The sequence below is a fragment of the Mesorhizobium sp. P2_F8 genome (assembly GCF_056403655.1).
In genome coordinates, this window is sequence record NZ_JBFUFB010000014.1 from 1 (window position 1) to 19,128 (window position 19,128).

Here is a 19,128-nt window from a genome sequence, read left to right on the forward strand (position 1 = left end):
GTGGTGACCGCGCCGCAGCCGGTGGTGCCCGACAGCGAGCGGGTCAAGATGGAGACGGTCAACGAGCTGTTCATGCGGGTGACGCTGACCTTCGGCTACATGGAGCAGCCCAACATCCCGCGCGCGCTGGCGATCTGCCGCAAGCAGGGCTGGAAGTTCGACATCATGACGACCTCGTTCTTCCTGTCGCGACGTTCGCTCAAGGCCTCGCCCAATTCCGGCATGCCGGTTTGGCAGGACCGGTTGTTCATCGGCCTGGCGCGCACGGCGGCCGACGCGACCGAATATTTCCAGATCCCGACCGGCCGTGTGGTAGAGATCGGTACGCAGGTGGCGATCTGACGGGCCCTTGCCGATGAACGGTTGAGGAGACGGGAATGAGCGGCGAATTGGTGCTTGTTACCGGTGGCTCCGGCTTCCTCGGCGCGCATTGCATTCTCGAACTGCTGAACGCCGGCTACCGCGTGCGCACGACCGTGCGCTCTGCCAAGCGCGAAGCCGATGTTGTGGCCATGCTCAAGGCCGGCGGCACCGAGCCTGGGGCGGCGCTCTCGTTTGCCGTCGCCGATCTGATGGCCGATGCCGGCTGGCCGGATGCTGTGGCCGGCTGCGACTATGTGCTTCATGTCGCCTCGCCATTTCCGCCCGGCGTGCCGAAACATGAAGACGACCTGATCATCCCGGCCCGTGAGGGCGCGCTCAGGGTGTTGCGCGCGGCGCGGGTTGCGAACGTGAAGCGCGTCGTGCTGACCTCGTCCTTCGCGGCAATCGGTTATGGCAAGCTGCCGCCCGGCGGGCAGCCGTTCACCGAGGAGAGCTGGACCGATCCGACGGCCAAGGTCAGCGCCTATGTGAAATCGAAGACGCTCGCCGAACGCGCCGCCTGGGATTTCATTGCCGCGGAGGGTGGCAAACTGGAACTGGCGGTCGTCAATCCGGTCGGTATCTTCGGGCCGGTGCTCGGCCCGGACCATTCGACCTCCACCGAATTTGTCCAGCGTATGCTGAACGGTGCCATGCCGGGGCTGCCGCGCCTGTCCTTCGGCGTTGTCGACGTGCGCGACGTGGCGGACCTGCATGTGCGTGCCATGACCAATCCTGCCGCCAGGGGCAAGCGGTTCCTGGCGGTTGCCGGCGATTTCATGACCGTGCGGGAGATCGCGCAGACTTTGAAAACGCGGCTGGGCGATGCCGGGGCGCGCGTATCAACGCGGGAACTACCCGATTGGCTGGTGCGCATCGTGGGCCTGTTCAACCCGGAAGTCGCACAGTTGGTGCCGGAACTGGGAAAGGTCAAGAATGCAACCAAAGCAAGAGCCGTGCGCCTGCTAAGCTGGGCGCCGCGATCACGCGAGGACGCGCTGGTTGCCACCGGCGAAAGCCTGATCCGGCTCGGTCTGCTCAAAAAGGCGAAGTAGCGCCGGAAGCCGGGGTTAGGCTTCCGGGACCACTCACCGACCGTCAGCCTGCCAAGGCAGCCTTGTTGGTCTCGAGGAACTGCTTCAGCGACACCGACTTGCGGCCGGAGAGCTTTTCCACGGCGTCCGTCACCATGCCAAGACCGCCGCCCCGCGTGGTGGCGTCGAAGGACACCAGAAGCTTGGCGAAGGGCTCAGGCAGGCCGGCTGCCTTCATGCCCTCGGTTAGGGCGTCGTCGGAAAGCTGCACGACCTGGATGGGCTTGCCGGTGACTTCGGTGACGAGGGCCGCGACCTCGGCAGTCGTATAGGCCTGGGGTCCTGTCAGCGTGTAGGTCGCGCTCTCGTTGGTGCCGGAGGCGAGCCCCGCGGCGATCGCCGCCGCGAGATCGTCGCGCGCGCCATAGGAAATGCGGCCATCGCCCGCCGATGTGTACCATTGGCCCGTCGCCAGGATTTGCGGCGTTGCCATGAATAGGTTCTCGTCATACCAGCCATTGCGGAAGATCGTATAGGGAATGCCGCTCGCCTTGATCGCTTGTTCGGTGTCGTAGTGGTCGGGCGCGAAATGGACCGGTGAACCCGGCTCGGGGTTAGGCATCGAGGTGTAGAGCAGGTGGGCGACGCCAGCCTTGCTGGCCGCGGTCACGGCCGCGAGCTGCTGCTCACGGCGCTTTCCCTGCACCTCAAGTTCGTTGGTCGAGATGATGAGCGCCCGGCTGGCGCCCGCGAAGGCCTTGGCAAGCGATGCCGGATCGTTGAAGTCGGCGGCCCTGACGACAACGCCGCGCGCCGCCAGGTCGGCAAGGTTGGCAGGCGTGCGCGTGGTGGCGATGATCTGCGCCGCCGGGACGTTGAATGTGTCCAGCAGGTGGTTGATGACGCTGCGGCCGAGTTGGCCTGAAGCGCCGGTGACGAGGAGGGTTTTGCTCATTGGAGATCCTGGCATGGGTCGGAGAGGAGGGGCTAAAGGTGGTCTCAAAAAGAGACCAGCACTAAAATAGGAATTGACCCTTGGCCGTAAAGAAGGCAGTTTTTCGGGAGGTAGGCACAGCCAGGGAACCAGCCGTGGACAGCACCATCGTCAATCTCAGATCCAAGCTCGAGATCTACAAATCCTTGAGCGATGGCGGCAACATCGCCGATTGCCCGGTTCGCGACGTGATCCAGGGGCTGAACGGCAAATGGAGCTCACTGTTGATGGCGGCACTGGCCGAGCAGCCCTATCGCTTCGGCGAGCTGCGGCGGCTGGTGCCCGACATTTCACAGCGCATGCTTACCCAGACGCTCTACGACCTGCAGCGCGACGGCTATGTGCATCGCGAAGTGTTCCCGACCAAACCGCCGAGCGTTGAATACAGCCTTACCGACCTTGGACGCTCGATGTTCGGCGCCTTGCACCAGCTGATCCTGTGGGCCGAGCTCAACCACGACGCGGTGCGCAACGCGCGCGCCGGTTTTGATGCCGCCCAAGGGTGAGCCGGCCCGCGAAGCGGACAAAGCCAAGGGCTGCGGCTTGATTTAGTCCGCCCGCTGAAGGATTGTCCGGCCAGTTCGGCTTTGGGGGCATTGGCATTTCCTACGATATCGCGATTGCCGGGGCCGGCCCGGCGGGGCTCGCCGTGGCGCTCTATCTCAAGCGCGCCGGGCACAAGGTCACCATCTTCGAGCGCTTCGAGGAGCCGAAGCCGGTCGGTTCCGGGCTGATCCTGCAGCCGACCGGGCTGACGGTGTTGGCTGATCTCCGCCTACTGGACGAGATACTGGCGCTGGGCAGCCGCATCGACCGGTTGCATGGCGCCGATGCCACGACAGGCCGCACTGTTCTCGACGTCCGCTATGATGCCCAGCGCGGCCACCGCTTCGGGCTGGCGGTGCATCGGGCGGCTCTGTTCGGCGTGCTCTTTCGTGCTGTGCAGCGCGAAGCGATCGCCATCGAGACAGGTGTCGAGATCGAGACTCTGGAGACCGGCGAACGGGCAACGCTGGTCTGTGGCAACGGCCGCAGGGAAGGGCCGTTCGACTTCGTCGTCGACGCCAGCGGCTCACGCTCGAAGCTGCGGCAGTGCACGGGCAATGCAGGCGCGCCACGGCCGCTCACCTACGGCGCGTTCTGGGCCTCGCTGCGCTGGCACGATGAAGGTTTCGACGAGCACGCGCTATTGCAGCGCTACGACAAGGCCAGCGTGATGATCGGTGTGCTGCCGATCGGCCGGCCGCAGCCGGGCGCTGAAAAGATGGCGGCCTTCTTCTGGAGCCTGAAGCCGGCGGACGCCGATGAGGTGCACAACCGGGGCCTCGACGCCTGGAAGGAGAGGGTGGTTCGGTTGTGGCCCGAGAGCGAGGCATACACCAGCCAGATCGAGGATTTCGACCAGCTTTCGCTGGCGCGCTACGGCCACCACACGATGAAGCGGCCGGCCGGGCGGCGGCTGGCCGTCATCGGCGACGCCGCGCATTCGACCAGTCCGCAGCTGGGGCAAGGGGCGAACATGGCGCTGCTCGATGCGGCGGCGCTCAGCCATGCGCTGGCGCGGACGCCAAACGTCGAGGAGGCACTTGAAGCCTATGGGAAGGCACGGCGGTGGCACGTGCGTGTCTTCCAGGCGCTGTCGCTGGCGTTCACGCCCTTCTACCAGTCGGACTCCATGGCGCTGCCCTTCATCCGCGACAGGCTGGTGGCAACGGTGGCAAGAATCCCGCCGGCGCCACAGTTCCTTGCCTCGATGGTGGCCGGCACGGTGGTCGATCCGTTCAGGCGTATCGGGCTCAAGGAAGCGCGATGGCCAGATCGTTCCGCTGAATAATCGTCGAGAGTTGCGACGTCTTCGCCCGCAGAAAGGCATGCAGGCGCTGCGGGTAGTCCGGCGCGACGGCGTGCCTGATCGACGGGCGCTCCCTCAACGCCTGACGCCAGGCGCGGACGAACGGCTTGCCGTCCAGAATGCCGAAATCGCCGATCCGGTCGAAGACGTCGAGATATCTGAAAACAGGGCCGTGGACGGCGTCGGCAAGCGAGAAGTGCTCGCCGGCGAACCATGGTCCGTTCCGTTCGGTGTCCGCCAGCTCGGCTTCGAGACGATCGAACATCGCCGACAGCGCGCTGGTTTCGGCGAGGAAGCCGGGCTCCGTCGAGGCCGAATAGAACCGGCCGATGGCGTTGAGGATTGCCGAGCCGAACTCGATCCAGGCACGATGCCGGGCGCGGGCATAGGGGTCGGCGGGGTGGAGGGGATTGGCTTGTGTCTCTTCGAGGAATTCGAGAATGACTGCGGATTCGAAGATCACCATTTCCTCGCCATTTCGCTGCACGCGCAGCAGCGGCACCTTGCCGAGCGGCGAGATCGCTCTGAACCAGGCCGGCTTGTTGGCGAGGTCGATATCGACGCGCTCGAACGGCACGCCCTTTTCCGCCAGTGAAATTGCCGCGCGCTGCACATAGGGGCAGAGAGGATGGCTGACGAGAATGAGTTTGTCGGTCATCTCACTCCCCAGACATAGTTCAACGCGCCGTCCTCGACGCGCGTCGACAGGAACATCAGGCGGGAATCCTTTGGCGCCGGACCATCGACGCGATCACCACTGGCCATATCGAACGAGGCGCCGTGCCATTGGCAGACCAACCTGCCGTCCTTGCAGTCGAGCGGCCCACCGAAGTGCAGACAGACATTGGCGGCGGCGCGGATGCGCTCGCCGCTGCGGTAGACATGGACCTCGCGGCCGAAGAACGGGGCGATCAGGCTGCCCGTCTGCGGAATGTCGGCGACCTTGCAGATTTCGTGTTTCATGACGCGTCCTCAACATTAATGCAATTGCATCTATATAGATGCATCTGCATTGACTGTCAAGCTTGATGCAGTTGCATCTATCGCCTATGGTGGGCCATGACTGAGAAAGCCATGCCTTCACCCGAAGCCATCATGGCCTGGGCTCGCCTGATGCGCGTTTCGCGCCAGCTCGTGGAAAGTGCTGAAGACGCGCTGAAGGAAGGCGGCCTGCCACCGCTTGCCTGGTACGACGTGCTGCACGAACTCGCCGAGGCGGGTGAGGGCGGCTTGCGGCCGTTTCAACTGATCGAGCGCACTTTGTTTGCGCAATACAACGTCTCGCGGCTGCTGGCCCGGCTCGAGGCAGACGGGGTGGTCGAGAAACTGCCGGTGGCCGATGACGGCCGCGGCCAGACCATCCGTATCACGGCCAGGGGCCGCGAGATGCGTCGCCAGATGTGGGCTGTCTATGGGCGGTCGATCAGCGAACTGGTCGGCGCCAAACTCTCCGCGGATGAGCTGAACATGGTGTCGGCACTCCTGGGTCGATTGCGCCATCCGCCCGTTGTGGACTGACGTTTTAGCGCCGGTCAGGCCGAATGACTGCCCCAGAGAAAGGCCAGTGTCGCCAGCACGCCAAGGGCCACGCGAACCCGGTGCAGATCGCCCCACTTGACGATCAGGGACCGGGCTTGCGGATTGCCGGCGCCTGCGTCCATCGCCTCCAGCACCCTGTTGGTCGGCATCATGGCGATCAGCGTCCACGGCCAGGGCAGGATGATCAGCACCGCGCCGACCAGAAAGGCGAAACCGCCAGTCTGCCACCAGGCAATGAGACCCAGAACGCAAGCAACAATGGCAATCGACGCCTGCATGGCGGCGCCCCGCTTGTAGGAAGGTTGCCATTCCTGCAGCAGCGCCTTGTCGTCGAGACGAAGCCGCGCCGGTTGCTCGGCGACACTGACGTAGATCGCGGCGCCAGAGAATACGGCGGCAACCATCAAGGCCAACAATCCGATCAGCATCTTCGTTCCCCGCGCAGGCGTCCGGCACGACGCCATGTGGATAGAAATAGGACTTGCATGGATCGGGACAATACGCCATAGAAGTGCCGAACCGTAACGTACGGTACGGCTTGCCGGAAATAACCGGCCGGCCTTGCCTGCCGAGACCGGCCTTTGCCTGCCGAGAGAAGAGCGTGTTGGACATCGTGCCCGAGATCGACACCAGCGAAGCGCTGACGGAGCGGCAGAAAGCCGTGCTCGACGCAGCGCTGCGCCTGCTCGTCGAGGAGGGCGATCAGCTGACCATGACCGCCGTGGCGCGTCGGGCAAGCTGCTCCAAGGAAACGCTCTACAAATGGTTCGGCGACCGTGACGGGCTGCTGACGGCGACGGTGCAGTGGCAGGCGTCCAAGGTGCGGGTGGCGCAGGTCGATGGCAAAGGGCTCGATCTTGTGTCGCTGATAGCAAGCCTCGAACGCTTCGCTTCCGACTGGCTGAAGGTTATTTCGAGCGACACTTCGATCGCGCTCAACCGCGTAGCGGTCAGTCATGCTGGTTCCGGCAAGGATAACCTTGGCGCCGTGGTGCTGGAGAATGGCCGCTTCGCTTTGGCTAAGCGGCTGAAGCCGCTGCTTGAGGCCGGACGACAGGCTGGACTGCTCGACTTTGCGGATGCCGAGACGGCGTTCCGAACCTTTTTCGGGCTGGTCGCCCGCGACGTGCAGATCCGTCTGCTGCTCGGCGACCGGCTGGAATTGACTGAGGCGGCGATCGGCGGCGATGCCGCGCGGGCGACGCAGCAGTTTCTCGCTCTTTTCAAGAGCAACAACCGGCCGCAAGGCCTCTGATTCATAACCGGGAAGGAAGACAAAATGCGTGTCTATTACGATCGCGATGCCGATCTCAATCTGATCAAGGGCAAGAAGGTCGCTATCATCGGCTATGGCAGCCAGGGCAGGGCGCACGCGCTCAACCTCAAGGATTCGGGCGCCAAGGACATCGCCATCGGCCTCAAGGCCGGCTCGGCGACCGCCAAGAAGGTCGAGGCCGACGGTCTCAAGGTGATGAGCGTGGCGGACGCGGCCAAATGGGCCGACCTGATGATGATGGCGACGCCTGACGAGCTGCAAGCCGACATCTATCGCAACGAGATCGCGCCGAACATTCGTGACGGCGCTGCAATCGCCTTCGCGCACGGCCTCAACGTGCATTTCGGCCTGATCGAGCCGAAGGCCTCGGTCGACGTCGTCATGATCGCGCCGAAGGGCCCTGGCCACACGGTGCGCGGCGAATACCAGAAGGGCGGCGGCGTGCCGTGCCTGGTCGCGGTCAACCAGGACGCTTCGGGCAATGCGCTTGACCTGGCGCTGTCCTATGCCTGCGGCGTCGGCGGCGGCCGTTCGGGCATCATCGAGACCAATTTCCGTGAGGAGTGCGAGACCGACTTGTTCGGCGAGCAGGTCGTGCTTTGCGGCGGCCTGGTCGAGCTGATCCGCGCCGGCTTCGAGACGCTGGTGGAAGCCGGCTACGCGCCGGAAATGGCCTATTTCGAATGCCTGCACGAGGTCAAGCTGATCGTCGACCTGATCTATGAAGGCGGCATCGCCAACATGAACTATTCGATCTCGAACACCGCCGAATGGGGCGAATATGTCTCGGGCCCGCGCATCATCACCGCCGAGACCAAGGCCGAGATGAAGCGCGTCCTGAAGGATATCCAGACCGGAAAATTCACTTCGGAATGGATGCAGGAATATCGCGCCGGCATGTCGCGCTTCAAGGGCATTCGCCGCAACAATGACAGCCACCAGATCGAGGAAGTCGGCGCCAAGCTGCGCGCGATGATGCCGTGGATTTCCAAGAACAAGCTGGTCGACAAGGCCAAGAACTAAGTTAAATCCACGTTCTTGCCTTTGCGTGTCCTCGGGCTTCGCCCTGCGGGCACGCGGGGATTTCCAAGAACAAGCTGGTCGACAAGGCCAAGAACTGAACCTTGCGCTCGAAGTCCTTGGGTTCGAAGAGCTGAAAATGAAAAACGGCGCCACATGGCGCCGTTTTTCATGTCAGGGCTCCGCTACAGCTAGCTCGTCAATAGGGCGAGTAGCACTGCTGACGCGGGCCGCCATAGGGCTGGAACGTGTTGTCCCAGGCGCGATACGACCGGTAGCGGTTATAGCACCATTGGACATGGGCGCTCGAAACCCGCGTGCGGTAGTAGCGGCGCGGTGGCGCGTCGTAGTAATTGTAGTTGTTGTACATGCTGCCGATGCCGAGCCCAAGGCCAAGGCCTAGAAGGGCAGCCGCGCCGTCATCGTAGTAGCCGCCGCCGTGATAATGATGGCGACCATGGCGCCAACGCCAATTGTCTCCATTGTTCCAGTTTCCGCCGCCGCCATTCCAGTGTCCGTGGCCACCGTTCCAGTGTCCGTTTCCGCCATTCCAATTGCCCGACCGGCGCCATCTCCAATTGCCGCCATTGTTGCCGCCCGCCCAGCCTTCGCGAACCACCATCGGCGCCGCAGTGCTGGCGGGGATCGACACGTCGGGCTGCATCATCGGCCCTGCGGCGGACGGCGCCGTGACGCCGGACAGGATACCGAGGGCAATCAGCCCGGATTTGACCGTGGAAGAAAAGAGCGAGTTCATTGCACTCTCCAAGAGATACAGGCCCCACGCCTATTTTAGGGGGCCTATTGTGGATGTTTGCATCTGAACGGCGGATGAACGGAAAGGTTCCGTCAACCATGGCGCGAGTGGCGTCAGGACCGATCGATCTCCGCTGGCGGTCCTGCGACCTTGTTTTCCGCCGCGCTTGCGGGCAAAGGTCATGACATGTCGCTGCGCCTCGCCACCTTCAATGTCGAGAACCTGATGAACAGGTTCGATTTTTCCGGCTATCGCAACCAGCTCAACGAGGATCGCACGCTGGCGCTGTTCGATATCCAGAGCGAGGCGGAATACAAGATGCTGGAGCAGGCGCGCGCCATAGCCCAGTCCGACGATACGCGCCAGCTGACGGCGCTGGCGATCGCGGCAACCCGCGCCGACATCATCTGCATGCAGGAGGTCGACAACATCGAGGCGCTGAAGGCCTTCGAATATGGCTATCTGTTCAAGATGGTGGGGCAGGGCTACCGGCAGAAGTACACCACATCGGGCAATGATTCTCGTGGCATCGACGTTGCCGTGATGATGCGCAACGAGACCGCGCAGGGCCAGGCGATCGAATTCGTGCGCATGACCAGCCATGCCTACGTCACCTACGAACAGTTCGGGCTGCACACGCCGGAGCTCGAGGCACTCGGCAACCAGGCCAATGAGCGCATCTTCCGGCGCGACTGCCTGGAAGTCGACGTGACCGTGGGCGGCGTGCCGCTGACGCTTTATCTGGTGCACTTCAAGTCGATGGGCTCGCCCCGCAACGGGCTCGACGGACGCGAAGCGACGATGCCGGTGCGCATCGCCGAGGCTCAAGCCGTGCGCCGGATCATCGAGGAGCGCTTCGGCAAGGACCACGCTGCCGACAAGCGATGGGCGGTCTGCGGTGACATGAATGATTACCGGCAACGCGTGAAGATCGCCGGCGACGCGATCGACGGCCACCGCTTCGAGGTGGTCAACGAGAACCAGTCCTGCATCAACGTGCTGACAGAAGGCGGCTTCTGCGAAAACGTCGTCGAGCGGCGGCCGGAGATGAACCGCTGGAGTTTCTACCACACGCGCGGACCGGAAGAACGGCATCTGTGCCAGCTCGACTACATCCTGTTGTCGAAAGGGCTCGCCGCCAGCAATGCGACGGCTGTTCCAGACATCATCCGCAACGGCCAGCCCTGGCGCACGATTTTCCCGCCCGGCCAGGAGGTCGACCGGTTTCCGCGCGCCGGCTGGGACCGGCCGAAGGCATCCGATCACTGTCCCGTGGCGATCACCTTGGACATGACTTGAGACGCCGATGAGTTTCGACCTGCCGCGCAATGTCATCCTGCCGGTCGATGCCGTCGACGTGCGGCTCGATCCCAGCACGCACCCGTTCGCACTGGATAATGCGGAGGCAATCGTCGAGAACTGGCAGCGCGAGCTGGCAGCCAAGCCGGCGCTGTTCGACGGCACGGTGGTGCTGCTGTCGCAACTCACCTATCGCGACAACCGTCTTGTCGGCCGCTGCCATGCGGTCAACTACTCCACCTTCATGCTTTGGCGTAAGCGGCGCGAGAATTCGGGCGCCGAACATGCCTATGCCCATGCCGTGCTGGTGGCCGGCGACAATGCGCTGGTGGCGATCCGCATGGGCTCGCACACGGTCAATGCCGGGCGCGTCTATTTCGCCGCCGGCTCGTTCGAGCCCATCGACTTTCGCGACGGCCAGGTCGACGTCGATTTCAACATGATCCGCGAGGTGCGCGAGGAGACCGGTCTGGATCTGTCGGACGCGCCACGCGGCAAGCGCTACCACGTCCTGTCGACGGCCAGCGGTACGGTGATCTTCCGCCGCTATCGCGAGACCGCGCCGGCCGACGAACTTGCCCGGCGAATCTCAGCCTTCGTCGCCACAGAGACCGAGCCGGAAATCGAGGGGCCGGTCATCATCCGCCACGCCGCCGACCTGCCGGACGGGTTGGCGGCACATATGAAGCCGCTGGTCGAGTGGCATTTTGCGGGCGTGGACTAACGACGCGTCTTGTCCTGCGCCGCCTTGCGATCGTTGCGGGCGGCGACGAAGAACAAGATAAAGCCAAGACCCAGCAAGCCGCCCATCGCCATTCCCATGGTCTGTCCGACGACTGCCTGGAAATCGGCGGCGACCCGATCGGGATTGGCCATGCCGAAGCGGGCGAGATACCACCAGATGCCTGCAAGGACTGCTTCGATGACGACCATCGCCAGGATCAGTCGTGTCTTCTTGCTCATGCTTTGTTCGCCCCCGACCAGAGATATCTTGCCTTAGGGCGTGGAGATCGCCGAGTCGATCGAATCTCATCGAAATGAGGTCGATTTGGGAGTGAAGGCGGCGGCACGCAACGCGCGGCCCCCCCCCCTTGCATGCCGCCAATCCGCCTGCTACATACTGAACCATATGGTTCAGTATTATTCTCAGACCCGCTTGGATGCCTCGTTTGCCGCGCTCTCGGACGCCACCCGACGCGGCGTTCTGGAGCAGCTCGGGCGTACAGACGCTTCGATCACGGAGCTTGCCGAGAAGTTCCACATGACCCTCACGGGCATGAAGAAGCACGTCGGCGTCTTGGAGCAGGCCGGGCTCGTCACCACGGAGAAGGTTGGGCGCGTGCGGACCTGCAAGCTCGGCCTACGCGGACTGGAGGAAGAGACGGCTTGGATCGAGGGGTACCGCCAGCTCTGGGACGCACGCTTCAACGAGTTGGACCAGATTGTCGAGAAATTGAAACGGAAGGAGAAAGCCGATGGACAAAAGAAGCGAGAGTGAGCCCATGAACAACCGTACGACGGTCGAACGGAAGTCCGACCGAGAGCTGGTCGTTACGCGAACCGTCAACGGCCCGGCGCGCATCGTGTTCGAGGCGTGGACCAAGCCCGAACTGTTCAAGCAGTGGTGGGCGCCGAAGTCGATGGGCATGTTCCTGCGTTCCTGTGAGATGGATGTTCGTACCGGTGGCACCTACCGTCTGGTGTTCGGCCACGATGCCTCAAACTCTGACGAGTTCTTCGGCAGGTATATCGAAGTGACACCACACTCGCGCCTCGTCTGGACCAATGACGAAGGTGGTGACGTTGGACCCGTCACCACGGTGACCTTCGAGGAAAAGGGTGGCAAGACGCTGCTGGTCCTGCACGAACTCTATCCCTCGAAGGAAGCTCTCGACGCTGCCGGGACCGGGGCGGCGGATGCGATGGGCGAGCAGTTCGAGCAACTGGACGAGCTTCTCGTCGCCCTGGGCGCGGTCGGGGGACGGTCATGAGGTTGTCCGCGCATGGAGTAGCGTCGACCGGTCGTTGATCGGACGGCGACAGCAAACATCCCAAGCTTGTGGATGGAGGTCCCCGTCGGGCTGGCCCGGGCTTACTCGTGCCGCAGCGCGTCGATCGGGTCGAGCCTGGCGCCACGCAGGGCCGGGAAGAAGCCGAACACCATGCCGATCAGTGCCGAGAAACCGACGGCGAGGAGGATGACCGCCGGGCTCGGTGCGAAGGGTATCGTCAGCGTCACCGCGGCAAGGCCGGCCAGCGCTAGGCCAATCAGGATGCCGATGATGCCGCCGAGCAGCGACAGCACCGTCGCCTCGACCAGGAACTGGATGAGGATGTGCTTTTCATGCGCGCCGATGGCGAGCCGGATGCCGATCTCGCGCGTGCGCTCGGTGACCGAGACCAGCATGATGTTCATGATGCCGATACCGCCGACCAGCAGGCTGACGCCGGCGACAGCACCCAGCATGCCGGTCATGGTGGTGGTGGCGCTGGCCATGGCGTCGGCGATCTGGGTCATGTCGCGGATGGCGAAATCGCTCTCGCGGTCGGGGGTGACGCGCCTGATATCGCGCAAGATATCCTCGACGCGCGGCTGCAGTTCGCTGGTCGGCGTCGTGTCGTCGGCGGCGATGTAGATGTTGTCGATGTCGCGGTTGCCGGCGATGCGGCGTTGATAGGCATGCAGCGGCATCAGCACCACATTGTCCTGGTCCTGGCCGAAGCCGGTATAGCCCTTGGGCTCGAGCAGCCCGATGATCTTGCAGGAGGTGCGGTTGACGCGGATGAACTCACCTTCCGGGTCACCGGCGCCGAAGAATTGCTGGCGCACCGTCTCGCCGATCAGGCAGACGCCGGTGCCGGAGCGGGTTTCGGAATCGCTGAACGGACGGCCGGAAACCAGCTTCCAGTCGCGCGCATCGAGATATGCGCTGTCGGTGCCGGTGACGCCCGAGGTCAGGCTTTCGGTGCCGAAGATGACGCGGACCTGCTTTTGCGAGGCCGGCGAAATGGCGCGCGCGCCGGTTAGATGCGCGACCAGTGCCGCGAGGTCCTTTTCGGCCAGCGGACGGACCACCTGGTCGAGCCCGCCCGGACCGCCGGGCCCAGCCGGGCGGCCGGAGCGGACGACCAGCAGGTTGCTGCCGAGCTTGGAGATGTCGGCCTTGACCTTTTGCGTGGTGCCGGAGCCGATGGTGAGCATGGCAATGACGGCGGCAACGCCAATGACGATGCCGAGCAATGTCAGGAACGAACGCAGCACGTTGCGGCGGATCGAGCGCAAGGAGAGGCGGACAGTTTCCCAGATCATGGTTACGCCGTCTCCAGCTTCATGGAATCGGAAGCGACGTGGCCGTCGAGGAAGCGAATGGTGCGCTCGGCATAGCCGGCGACGTCGGCCTCATGCGTGACCATGGCGATGGTCAGGCCAAGTTCAGTGTTGAGCTGCGTCAGCAACTCCATGATCTCGTGCGTGCGCGCGGTGTCGAGATTGCCGGTCGGCTCGTCGGCGACGAGCAGCGTCGGCCTTGTGACGATGGCGCGCGCGATCGCCACGCGCTGCTGCTGGCCGCCGGACAGTTCGGCAGGCGTGTGGTGCTCGCGGCCGACAAGGCCGACCTGGGACAGCGCCTGCATGGCAAGATCGCGGCGCTCGTGAGCGGCAACGCCGCGATAGATCAGCGGCAGTTCGACATTTTCCGCCGCCGTGGTGCGGGCCAACAGATTGTAGCCCTGGAAGACGAAGCCGACATAGAGGTTGCGCAGCATGGCGCGGCGGTTGCGGTCGAGCCGGCCGGCGTCGATGCCCATGAAGGAATAGGTGCCGGCCGTCGGCGTGTCGAGGCAACCGATGATGTTCATCGCCGTCGACTTGCCGGAGCCGGATGGGCCCATGATGGCGACGAATTCGCCGCGCCGGATGGCAAGATCGACGCCGGCCAGCGCATGGACCTTGGCTTCGCCCTGGCCGTAGCTCTTCCAGACCTTGTCGAAGGTGATGAGGGCAGCACCGGCAGCCACGGCCTCAGCTCCGCTGCTGCGATGCGGTGATGACCTCAGCGCCTTCCTTGAGGCCCGAGGTGATCTCGGTCAGTTCGCCATCGGTTGAGCCGATCCTGACGTTGACCGGATGCGGCCGCCCATTCTCCAGCACATAAAGCGTGCGCGAGCCGTCGGTGGGCGTCGTCGCGGCCTGGCGCTGGCGGTTGCCGCCGGGGCGACCCATGCGGCCAGTGAACAGGTCGCTGAGGCTCCAGCCACGGGCCGCCTGCTGGACCGGGCGATAACGGAAGGCGGTGGCGGGTACAGTGAGCACGTCCTTGGCCTGCCGTGTGACGACCGAAACGGTTGCGGTCATGCCGGGCCGCAGCAACAGCTCGTTGTTGTCGACCTCAAGCCGTGCATTGTAGGTGACGACGCCGTCGGTGGTGACCGAGGCATAGGAAATGTCGCGGATCTCGGCGTCGAACGGCCGGTCCGGGAAGGCATCGACGGTGAAACGGGCATGCTGGCCGGTCTTGACCGCGCCGATGTCGGCCTCGTCGACCGCCGCCACCAGCTCCATGTTTCTGAGATCGGCTGCGATGATGAACAGCACCGGCGCCTGCAGCGAGGAGGCGACCGTCTGGCCGGGGTCGACCGAGCGCGTCAGCACGATGCCGTCGATCGGCGCATAGATGGTGCTGTTGGCGAGGTCGGTCTGCTGTGATTTCAGATCGGCATTGGCGATGGCGAGATTGGCCTCAGCGCTGTCGAGTGCCGCCTTGGAGCGGTCGCGCGTCGCGGTCGCCGCCTCGAGCGACTGGTCGGTCGCCATGCCACGATTGGTCAGCGAGGCCGCGCGGACAAGCGCCTTCTCATTCTCGGCGAGCGTCACCGTGGCGTCCTCGACATTGGCGGCCGCTCCCTTGGCGGACGCCTGCGCCCGCTCGATCTGGACCTGCAGCTTGGCGGTGTCGAGGGCGGCCAGCACATCGCCCTTCTTGACCTGCTGGTTCTCCTCGACGGACACCGAACGGATGATGCCGGACAACTGGCTGGAAATGTCTACCTGGGTGAGCGGCTGCAGAGTGCCGGTCGCCGATACGGCGACGGTGAGATCGGCCTTGGCGGCCGGCACGGTGGTGTAGTCGATCTTGGCCGGCGAGCCGGCATACCACTGATAAAGGCCAAGCCCGGCGGCAAGCACGATCAGTGTCAGCAGCGCATAGAGCCAGCCACGCCGGCGCGTCTTGCGCAGACCTCGCGTGTCGAGCCCGAGCGCCGTCTCGATGGCGGAATCCGATTCCGTCTTTGGCAGATTGACAATCTGGTCCACGTCGGACCCCTATGATGCGCAATGTCCCTATCTGTGCACAGATCAGGCTGACTGGTTCAAATATCAAATTAAATTTCGCCCATGTTGGGATTGAGGCAGGCATGCAAACCCGGAATTACTTACTTTACGACGTGTTTACGACCGAGCGACTGGCCGGCAACCCGCTGGCCGTGGTGTTGGATTGCAAAGGTCTGGACACGGCCGCGATGCAGGCCATCGCGCGTGAGTTCAATCTGTCCGAATCGGTCTTCGTGTTGCCGCCGGACAATCCCAAGCACAAAAACCGCATCCGGATCTTCACCCCCGACTATGAAATGCCGTTCGCCGGCCATCCGACAGTGGGTTCGGCGATCGCGCTGGCCGAACTGGCGGGAGATGGCGGCGCTGGCATCTTCGTGCTGGAAGAAAACATCGGTCCGGTGCGTTGCGCCGTCAGCAAGCATGATGGCGACACCTTCGCCGAATTCGATCTGGCGAAGCTGCCGGAGCCGCTGAAGCTCGAAGCCGATCCGGAGGCGATCGGCGCGGCCCTTGGGCTGGCGCCGCATGAGATCGGCTTCGAGAATCACCGCGTCTCGTTCTGGTCGGCGGGTGTGCCCTATGTCACCATCCCGGTTGCCAATCTCGAAGCGGCGGGCCGAATCCGGCTGGACAACCAGGCGTGGTCGGAACTGGCGCCGCGCAAGAGCGAGTGGGCCTTTGCCAGCCCCTATGTCTATTGCCGCGAGACGGTGAACCACGAAAGCGCGTTCCATGTCCGCATGATCGTGCCGGGCACGCCGTCCTATGAGGATCCGGCGACCGGCTCGGCGGCGGCCGCCTTCGCCGGCGCGATTATACATTTCGACGCGCCGACCGACGGTGTTTCGCAACTGTGGATCGAGCAGGGGCTGGAGATGCACCGGCCGTCGCGCATCCGCCTCGAACTGACCGTGCAAGGCGGAAAACTGGCCTCGGCACGCATCGGCGGCAACGCGGTCAAGGTGGCGGAAGGCAGACTGTTCGTCTAACCGCAGACGGGCACTTCGAGCCTGTTCCATCCCGATAAAATCGGGATGGGGCTCGGTCTTTTTGTATGAGCATGATCTCTTCCGAAAACCGGATTCCACTTTTCGGGATCATGCTCCAGGCGATTTGTCGGGAAATGATTCCGGCAGGGCTGGACAGGACCGATGGTGGCGGCTATATGCCCGCCAACGCCGGTTTTCGCCGGCCGAGTGGGTGCGTAGCTCAGTTGGTAGAGCAGCTGACTCTTAATCAGCGGGTCCACAGTTCAATCCTGTGCGCACCCACCAAATTCTTCAAAGACTTGGTGGAAAAGACCTGAAAACGAGACGCGTTGACGCGTCTCGGGCATGGGCCAGTTATGGTGCGGTCTTCCCAAGACTGGCTTTGAACCTGGCCCTCATGGCGATTTGACCGGCGGCGCCCTCAACGGGGCATCAAAGGCTGCGATTGCCGCGCCGAAAAATGCGGTTCAGAAACCTGCCGAGCCGAAATGCGATGCCGTCGTCCGCACTTTGATGGCCATCGGCATCAATGCTGGCCTTGCCGCCTGAAAAATCACTGATGAGCCACCAGAAGAAAACCAGGAAAACCGCCAGAATCGCAGTGTCGATCGGGCCGTAACTTGAATATCCATTACGCCGAAGCACAACTGCAAGCAGCACGGCGATAGTCACAGCAGCGGCGGCAGGATGAAGCTTTTTCATCCACCAGACCTATTCGAGAATCGCTACAATTGAAAGATACCGCCCTTGCTGTGATGCCTGTGGCTTGTCCGATCTATACGGGAAGTCGGCGTTTACTTCTCCGACACACCAGCTTCGGCAAAACTTGCCATGCGGGTGTGGCACTCCAGCGCCGAGCGGACGATGTTGACGGCGAGGCAGGCGCCGGAGCCTTCGCCGAGCCGCATGCCGAGATCGAGCAGCGGGGGCAGGCCGAGCGCTTCGAGCAAGCCGCGATGGCCCGATTCGGCCGAGACGTGTGCAGCGATCGTATGGGCAAGGCCTGCCGGGTGCAGCCTTGCCAGTGGGGCGGCGGCGGCGGTGCAGACGAAGCCATCGAGCAGCACGGGTATGCCCAGATGGCGGGCGGCGAGCRTGGCACCGAAGATGGCGGCGAGTTCGCGCCCGCCGAGTGCAGCGGCAACCCCCAGCGGATCGGAAAGGGCGGCGGCATGGCGCTTTAGGCCGGCCTCGATGGCGACCACCTTGCGCTTGAGGCCAGCGTCGTCGACGCCGGTGCCGCGCCCGGTCCATTTTTCAGCGCCGCCCCCGAACAGAGCCGCTGAAATGGCGGCGGCCGGCGTGGTGTTGCCGATACCCATTTCGCCAAAGCAGATAAGGTCGAGGTCCTTCGTCACCGCGTCATAGCCGGCCGACACGGCGGCGAGAAACGCCTTGTCGTCCATCGCCGGCCCTTGCGTGAAATCGCCCGTAGGATGGTCGAGATCGAGCGGGATGACATCGAGGTCGGCGCCGGCGATGCGGGCCAACTGGTTGATGGCGGCACCGCCACCGGCGAAATTCGCCACCATTTGCACCGTGACTTCGGAAGGATAGGCCGACACCCCTTGCGCGGTGACACCGTGGTTGCCGGCGAAGACAAAGACCTTCACCCGATCAAGCCTTGGCATATCGCGACCCTGCCAGCGTGCCAGCCATGCTGCGATTGTTTCCAGTCGGCCGAGGCTGCCTTGCGGCTTGGTCAGTGTGTCCTGGCGGCGGGCGACCGCACTGGCGGCGGCATCGCTTCCGGCGGGTAGGTCGACGCAGGCGGTGCGCAGTTCATCGAGCGATTTGAAGGGCATGGGGGCAAAGTCTCCAAAAGGGAATCAGGCCAAGGGGGAATCAGGAGAGAGCTACGGAAGCGACGAGCAGCACGGCGATTTCACTCAACTGCTGCAAAGCGCCGATCGTGTCGCCGGTCTGGCCATCGATCTGGTTGAGGCAAAGGGCGCGGAAGGCGGCAAACAGCAGGCCAAGCAGGACGAGCGCGACAATGGCGCCGCCGAGCCCGAGCAAAAGCAGCGGTACCGCGCCGAGCACGGCACCGGCGATGGCGGTTTCAAACGAAACCGTGCCGGAATCGGCCGAGAGACCATCGGACCGGGCCGGGGGCAAAAGGTGCATGAAGACGCCCAGCACGCCGCGCGAGGCGGCATGTGCGGCCACGAGCGCGAAGAGGGCCTGCGTGGGTTCGACGAATTCCTGCAGCGCGCTCCAGCGGATCAGCAGCGACAGAGCGAGCGCTGCGGCACCATAGGCGCCGATGCGGCTGTCGCGCATGATGTCGAGTTTGCGGCCGCGCGATTTGCCGCCACCAAAGCCGTCGGCGACATCGGAGAGCCCATCCTCATGCAGGCAGCCAGTGGTGAACAGGGTTGCGACAAGGGCAAGGGCCGCCGCCGGGCCCATGGCGAGGCCAAACCGTTCCGCCGTGGCAAAGACGATGGCGCCGATCAGGCCGACGACAAGGCCGGCGACCGGGGCGGCCCAGATCGCGGCGGCAAGGCTGCGACCGCGAAAGTCGAAGACGGGCAGCGGCAGCCGGGTGAAGAAGACCAGGCAAAGCGCGATATCGCTGGGGATTTGCCGGGGCGAACGGCCGAAGTTCTGGAATTTGAGCCGGATTTCTTCCCAAAACCGACTGCCATTTTTCGGGATCATGCT

At 63.8% G+C, this 19,128-nt stretch carries 24 protein-coding genes and 1 tRNA gene; 13 read left to right on the top strand and 12 right to left on the bottom strand.

What is annotated here, in order from left to right:
- Both AC1DZP_RS28285 and AC1DZP_RS28290 read left to right on the top strand, forming a co-directional pair.
- On the top strand, positions 1-342 hold a 342-nt coding region (locus AC1DZP_RS28285), incomplete at its 5' end, for a KUP/HAK/KT family potassium transporter (RefSeq protein WP_477306966.1).
- 35 nt (positions 343-377) lie between these two features.
- The gene (locus tag AC1DZP_RS28290) at positions 378-1,418 is read left to right on the top strand and encodes an SDR family oxidoreductase (RefSeq protein ID WP_477306967.1); all 1,041 of its coding nucleotides are present in this window, start codon (positions 378-380) and stop codon (positions 1,416-1,418) included.
- A 43-nt stretch (positions 1,419-1,461) separates the two neighbouring features.
- Here the strand turns inward: AC1DZP_RS28290 and AC1DZP_RS28295 are convergent, their stop codons facing one another.
- Positions 1,462-2,352, bottom strand: coding sequence for an SDR family oxidoreductase (locus tag AC1DZP_RS28295; RefSeq protein ID WP_477306969.1), 891 nt, complete (start codon positions 2,350-2,352; stop codon positions 1,462-1,464).
- Between the two features lie 134 nt (positions 2,353-2,486).
- Between AC1DZP_RS28295 and AC1DZP_RS28300 the strand changes: the two genes are divergently transcribed.
- Positions 2,487-2,897, top strand: a complete 411-nt coding sequence (locus AC1DZP_RS28300) for a winged helix-turn-helix transcriptional regulator (RefSeq protein ID WP_457150249.1) — start codon at positions 2,487-2,489, stop codon at positions 2,895-2,897.
- Between the two features lie 62 nt (positions 2,898-2,959).
- A complete protein-coding gene (locus AC1DZP_RS28305; RefSeq protein ID WP_477306971.1) occupies positions 2,960-4,225 on the top strand; it encodes an FAD-dependent oxidoreductase in 1,266 nt (421 codons plus the stop codon).
- Here the strand turns inward: AC1DZP_RS28305 and AC1DZP_RS28310 are convergent.
- The gene (locus AC1DZP_RS28310) at positions 4,188-4,901 is read right to left on the bottom strand and encodes a glutathione S-transferase family protein (RefSeq protein WP_477306973.1); all 714 of its coding nucleotides are present in this window, start codon (positions 4,899-4,901) and stop codon (positions 4,188-4,190) included. The genes AC1DZP_RS28305 and AC1DZP_RS28310 overlap by 38 nt on opposite strands.
- A complete protein-coding gene (locus AC1DZP_RS28315; protein ID WP_477306975.1) occupies positions 4,898-5,206 on the bottom strand; it encodes a Rieske (2Fe-2S) protein in 309 nt (102 codons plus the stop codon). Before AC1DZP_RS28315 ends, AC1DZP_RS28310 begins: the two co-directional genes overlap by 4 nt.
- Positions 5,207-5,302: 96 nt before the next feature.
- Here AC1DZP_RS28315 and AC1DZP_RS28320 point away from each other — a divergent pair, with 96 nt between their 5' ends.
- Positions 5,303-5,761, top strand: coding sequence for a MarR family winged helix-turn-helix transcriptional regulator (locus tag AC1DZP_RS28320; RefSeq protein WP_477306977.1), 459 nt, complete (start codon positions 5,303-5,305; stop codon positions 5,759-5,761).
- Positions 5,762-5,775: 14 nt separating this feature from the next.
- On the opposite strand, the gene AC1DZP_RS28325 is transcribed toward AC1DZP_RS28320, so the two are convergent.
- A complete protein-coding gene (locus AC1DZP_RS28325; RefSeq protein WP_477306979.1) occupies positions 5,776-6,210 on the bottom strand; it encodes an anthrone oxygenase family protein in 435 nt (144 codons plus the stop codon).
- A gap of 173 nt (positions 6,211-6,383) precedes the next feature.
- Between AC1DZP_RS28325 and AC1DZP_RS28330 the strand changes: the two genes are divergently transcribed.
- Both AC1DZP_RS28330 and ilvC read left to right on the top strand, forming a co-directional pair.
- Entirely contained in the window at positions 6,384-7,037 is a 654-nt protein-coding gene (locus AC1DZP_RS28330; RefSeq protein WP_477228785.1) for a TetR/AcrR family transcriptional regulator, read from the top strand.
- Between the two features lie 24 nt (positions 7,038-7,061).
- On the top strand, positions 7,062-8,081 hold the full coding sequence (gene ilvC, locus AC1DZP_RS28335; RefSeq protein WP_095087167.1) for a ketol-acid reductoisomerase: 1,020 nt from the start codon (positions 7,062-7,064) through the stop codon (positions 8,079-8,081).
- A 196-nt stretch (positions 8,082-8,277) separates the two neighbouring features.
- Here the strand turns inward: ilvC and AC1DZP_RS28340 are convergent, their stop codons facing one another.
- Positions 8,278-8,835, bottom strand: a complete 558-nt coding sequence (locus AC1DZP_RS28340) for a BA14K family protein (RefSeq protein WP_457150243.1) — start codon at positions 8,833-8,835, stop codon at positions 8,278-8,280.
- Positions 8,836-9,021: 186 nt separating this feature from the next.
- Between AC1DZP_RS28340 and AC1DZP_RS28345 the strand changes: the two genes are divergently transcribed.
- Positions 9,022-10,134 carry an endonuclease/exonuclease/phosphatase family protein gene (locus AC1DZP_RS28345; protein ID WP_477228784.1) on the top strand — a complete coding sequence of 371 codons (1,113 nt, stop codon included), beginning with the start codon at positions 9,022-9,024 and terminating at the stop codon, positions 10,132-10,134.
- A gap of 7 nt (positions 10,135-10,141) precedes the next feature.
- Positions 10,142-10,858 carry a hypothetical protein gene (locus tag AC1DZP_RS28350; protein WP_477228783.1) on the top strand — a complete coding sequence of 239 codons (717 nt, stop codon included), beginning with the start codon at positions 10,142-10,144 and terminating at the stop codon, positions 10,856-10,858.
- On the opposite strand, the gene AC1DZP_RS28355 is transcribed toward AC1DZP_RS28350, so the two are convergent.
- Positions 10,855-11,097, bottom strand: coding sequence for a hypothetical protein (locus AC1DZP_RS28355; RefSeq protein WP_477228782.1), 243 nt, complete (start codon positions 11,095-11,097; stop codon positions 10,855-10,857). The two genes, AC1DZP_RS28350 and AC1DZP_RS28355, sit on opposite strands and share 4 nt — an antisense overlap.
- Positions 11,098-11,263: 166 nt before the next feature.
- Between AC1DZP_RS28355 and AC1DZP_RS28360 the strand changes: the two genes are divergently transcribed.
- Both AC1DZP_RS28360 and AC1DZP_RS28365 read left to right on the top strand, forming a co-directional pair.
- Positions 11,264-11,632 carry an ArsR/SmtB family transcription factor gene (locus AC1DZP_RS28360; protein WP_477228792.1) on the top strand — a complete coding sequence of 123 codons (369 nt, stop codon included), beginning with the start codon at positions 11,264-11,266 and terminating at the stop codon, positions 11,630-11,632.
- A gap of 4 nt (positions 11,633-11,636) precedes the next feature.
- On the top strand, positions 11,637-12,125 hold the full coding sequence (locus tag AC1DZP_RS28365) for an SRPBCC family protein (RefSeq protein WP_477228781.1): 489 nt from the start codon (positions 11,637-11,639) through the stop codon (positions 12,123-12,125).
- A gap of 101 nt (positions 12,126-12,226) precedes the next feature.
- Here the strand turns inward: AC1DZP_RS28365 and AC1DZP_RS28370 are convergent, their stop codons facing one another.
- The 3 genes from AC1DZP_RS28370 to AC1DZP_RS28380 are packed head-to-tail and all read right to left on the bottom strand — an operon-like array spanning position 12,227 to position 15,451.
- Positions 12,227-13,444: an ABC transporter permease gene (locus tag AC1DZP_RS28370; protein ID WP_477228780.1), complete on the bottom strand. Its 1,218-nt coding sequence runs from the start codon at positions 13,442-13,444 to the stop codon at positions 12,227-12,229.
- A 2-nt stretch (positions 13,445-13,446) separates the two neighbouring features.
- Positions 13,447-14,154, bottom strand: coding sequence for an ABC transporter ATP-binding protein (locus tag AC1DZP_RS28375; RefSeq protein WP_477228779.1), 708 nt, complete (start codon positions 14,152-14,154; stop codon positions 13,447-13,449).
- A gap of 4 nt (positions 14,155-14,158) precedes the next feature.
- Entirely contained in the window at positions 14,159-15,451 is a 1,293-nt protein-coding gene (locus tag AC1DZP_RS28380) for an efflux RND transporter periplasmic adaptor subunit (protein ID WP_477306981.1), read from the bottom strand.
- Positions 15,452-15,552: 101 nt separating this feature from the next.
- Here AC1DZP_RS28380 and AC1DZP_RS28385 point away from each other — a divergent pair, with 101 nt between their 5' ends.
- Positions 15,553-16,461, top strand: coding sequence for a PhzF family phenazine biosynthesis protein (locus AC1DZP_RS28385; protein ID WP_477306983.1), 909 nt, complete (start codon positions 15,553-15,555; stop codon positions 16,459-16,461).
- A 209-nt stretch (positions 16,462-16,670) separates the two neighbouring features.
- Positions 16,671-16,746, top strand: a tRNA-Lys gene (locus AC1DZP_RS28390).
- A gap of 147 nt (positions 16,747-16,893) precedes the next feature.
- On the opposite strand, the gene AC1DZP_RS28395 is transcribed toward AC1DZP_RS28390, so the two are convergent.
- From AC1DZP_RS28395 to AC1DZP_RS28405, 3 genes are all read right to left on the bottom strand, one after another.
- A complete protein-coding gene (locus AC1DZP_RS28395) occupies positions 16,894-17,163 on the bottom strand; it encodes a hypothetical protein (RefSeq protein WP_477228776.1) in 270 nt (89 codons plus the stop codon).
- A 92-nt stretch (positions 17,164-17,255) separates the two neighbouring features.
- Positions 17,256-18,266, bottom strand: a complete 1,011-nt coding sequence (gene cobT, locus AC1DZP_RS28400; protein ID WP_477306985.1) for a nicotinate-nucleotide--dimethylbenzimidazole phosphoribosyltransferase — start codon at positions 18,264-18,266, stop codon at positions 17,256-17,258.
- 40 nt (positions 18,267-18,306) lie between these two features.
- On the bottom strand, positions 18,307-19,125 hold the full coding sequence (locus tag AC1DZP_RS28405) for an adenosylcobinamide-GDP ribazoletransferase (protein WP_477306987.1): 819 nt from the start codon (positions 19,123-19,125) through the stop codon (positions 18,307-18,309).
- Positions 19,126-19,128 lie beyond the last annotated feature (3 nt).

What these genes read in the sequence shown, in the direction of transcription:
- AC1DZP_RS28365 (WP_477228781.1), top strand. Translation starts at nt 11,637, where the DNA reads ATGAACAACCGTACGACGGTCGAACGGAAGTCCGACCGAGAGCTGGTC.
- AC1DZP_RS28340 (WP_457150243.1), bottom strand. Translation starts at nt 8,835, where the DNA reads ATGAACTCGCTCTTTTCTTCCACGGTCAAATCCGGGCTGATTGCCCTC.
- AC1DZP_RS28385 (WP_477306983.1), top strand. Translation starts at nt 15,553, where the DNA reads ATGCAAACCCGGAATTACTTACTTTACGACGTGTTTACGACCGAGCGA.
- AC1DZP_RS28395 (WP_477228776.1), bottom strand. Translation starts at nt 17,163, where the DNA reads ATGAAAAAGCTTCATCCTGCCGCCGCTGCTGTGACTATCGCCGTGCTG.
- AC1DZP_RS28350 (WP_477228783.1), top strand. Translation starts at nt 10,142, where the DNA reads ATGAGTTTCGACCTGCCGCGCAATGTCATCCTGCCGGTCGATGCCGTC.
- ilvC (WP_095087167.1), top strand. Translation starts at nt 7,062, where the DNA reads ATGCGTGTCTATTACGATCGCGATGCCGATCTCAATCTGATCAAGGGC.
- AC1DZP_RS28360 (WP_477228792.1), top strand. Translation starts at nt 11,264, where the DNA reads ATGGTTCAGTATTATTCTCAGACCCGCTTGGATGCCTCGTTTGCCGCG.
- AC1DZP_RS28345 (WP_477228784.1), top strand. Translation starts at nt 9,022, where the DNA reads ATGTCGCTGCGCCTCGCCACCTTCAATGTCGAGAACCTGATGAACAGG.
- AC1DZP_RS28295 (WP_477306969.1), bottom strand. Translation starts at nt 2,352, where the DNA reads ATGAGCAAAACCCTCCTCGTCACCGGCGCTTCAGGCCAACTCGGCCGC.
- AC1DZP_RS28315 (WP_477306975.1), bottom strand. Translation starts at nt 5,206, where the DNA reads ATGAAACACGAAATCTGCAAGGTCGCCGACATTCCGCAGACGGGCAGC.
- AC1DZP_RS28370 (WP_477228780.1), bottom strand. Translation starts at nt 13,444, where the DNA reads ATGATCTGGGAAACTGTCCGCCTCTCCTTGCGCTCGATCCGCCGCAAC.
- AC1DZP_RS28405 (WP_477306987.1), bottom strand. Translation starts at nt 19,125, where the DNA reads ATGATCCCGAAAAATGGCAGTCGGTTTTGGGAAGAAATCCGGCTCAAA.
- AC1DZP_RS28320 (WP_477306977.1), top strand. Translation starts at nt 5,303, where the DNA reads ATGACTGAGAAAGCCATGCCTTCACCCGAAGCCATCATGGCCTGGGCT.
- AC1DZP_RS28310 (WP_477306973.1), bottom strand. Translation starts at nt 4,901, where the DNA reads ATGACCGACAAACTCATTCTCGTCAGCCATCCTCTCTGCCCCTATGTG.
- AC1DZP_RS28325 (WP_477306979.1), bottom strand. Translation starts at nt 6,210, where the DNA reads ATGCTGATCGGATTGTTGGCCTTGATGGTTGCCGCCGTATTCTCTGGC.
- AC1DZP_RS28290 (WP_477306967.1), top strand. Translation starts at nt 378, where the DNA reads ATGAGCGGCGAATTGGTGCTTGTTACCGGTGGCTCCGGCTTCCTCGGC.
- AC1DZP_RS28355 (WP_477228782.1), bottom strand. Translation starts at nt 11,097, where the DNA reads ATGAGCAAGAAGACACGACTGATCCTGGCGATGGTCGTCATCGAAGCA.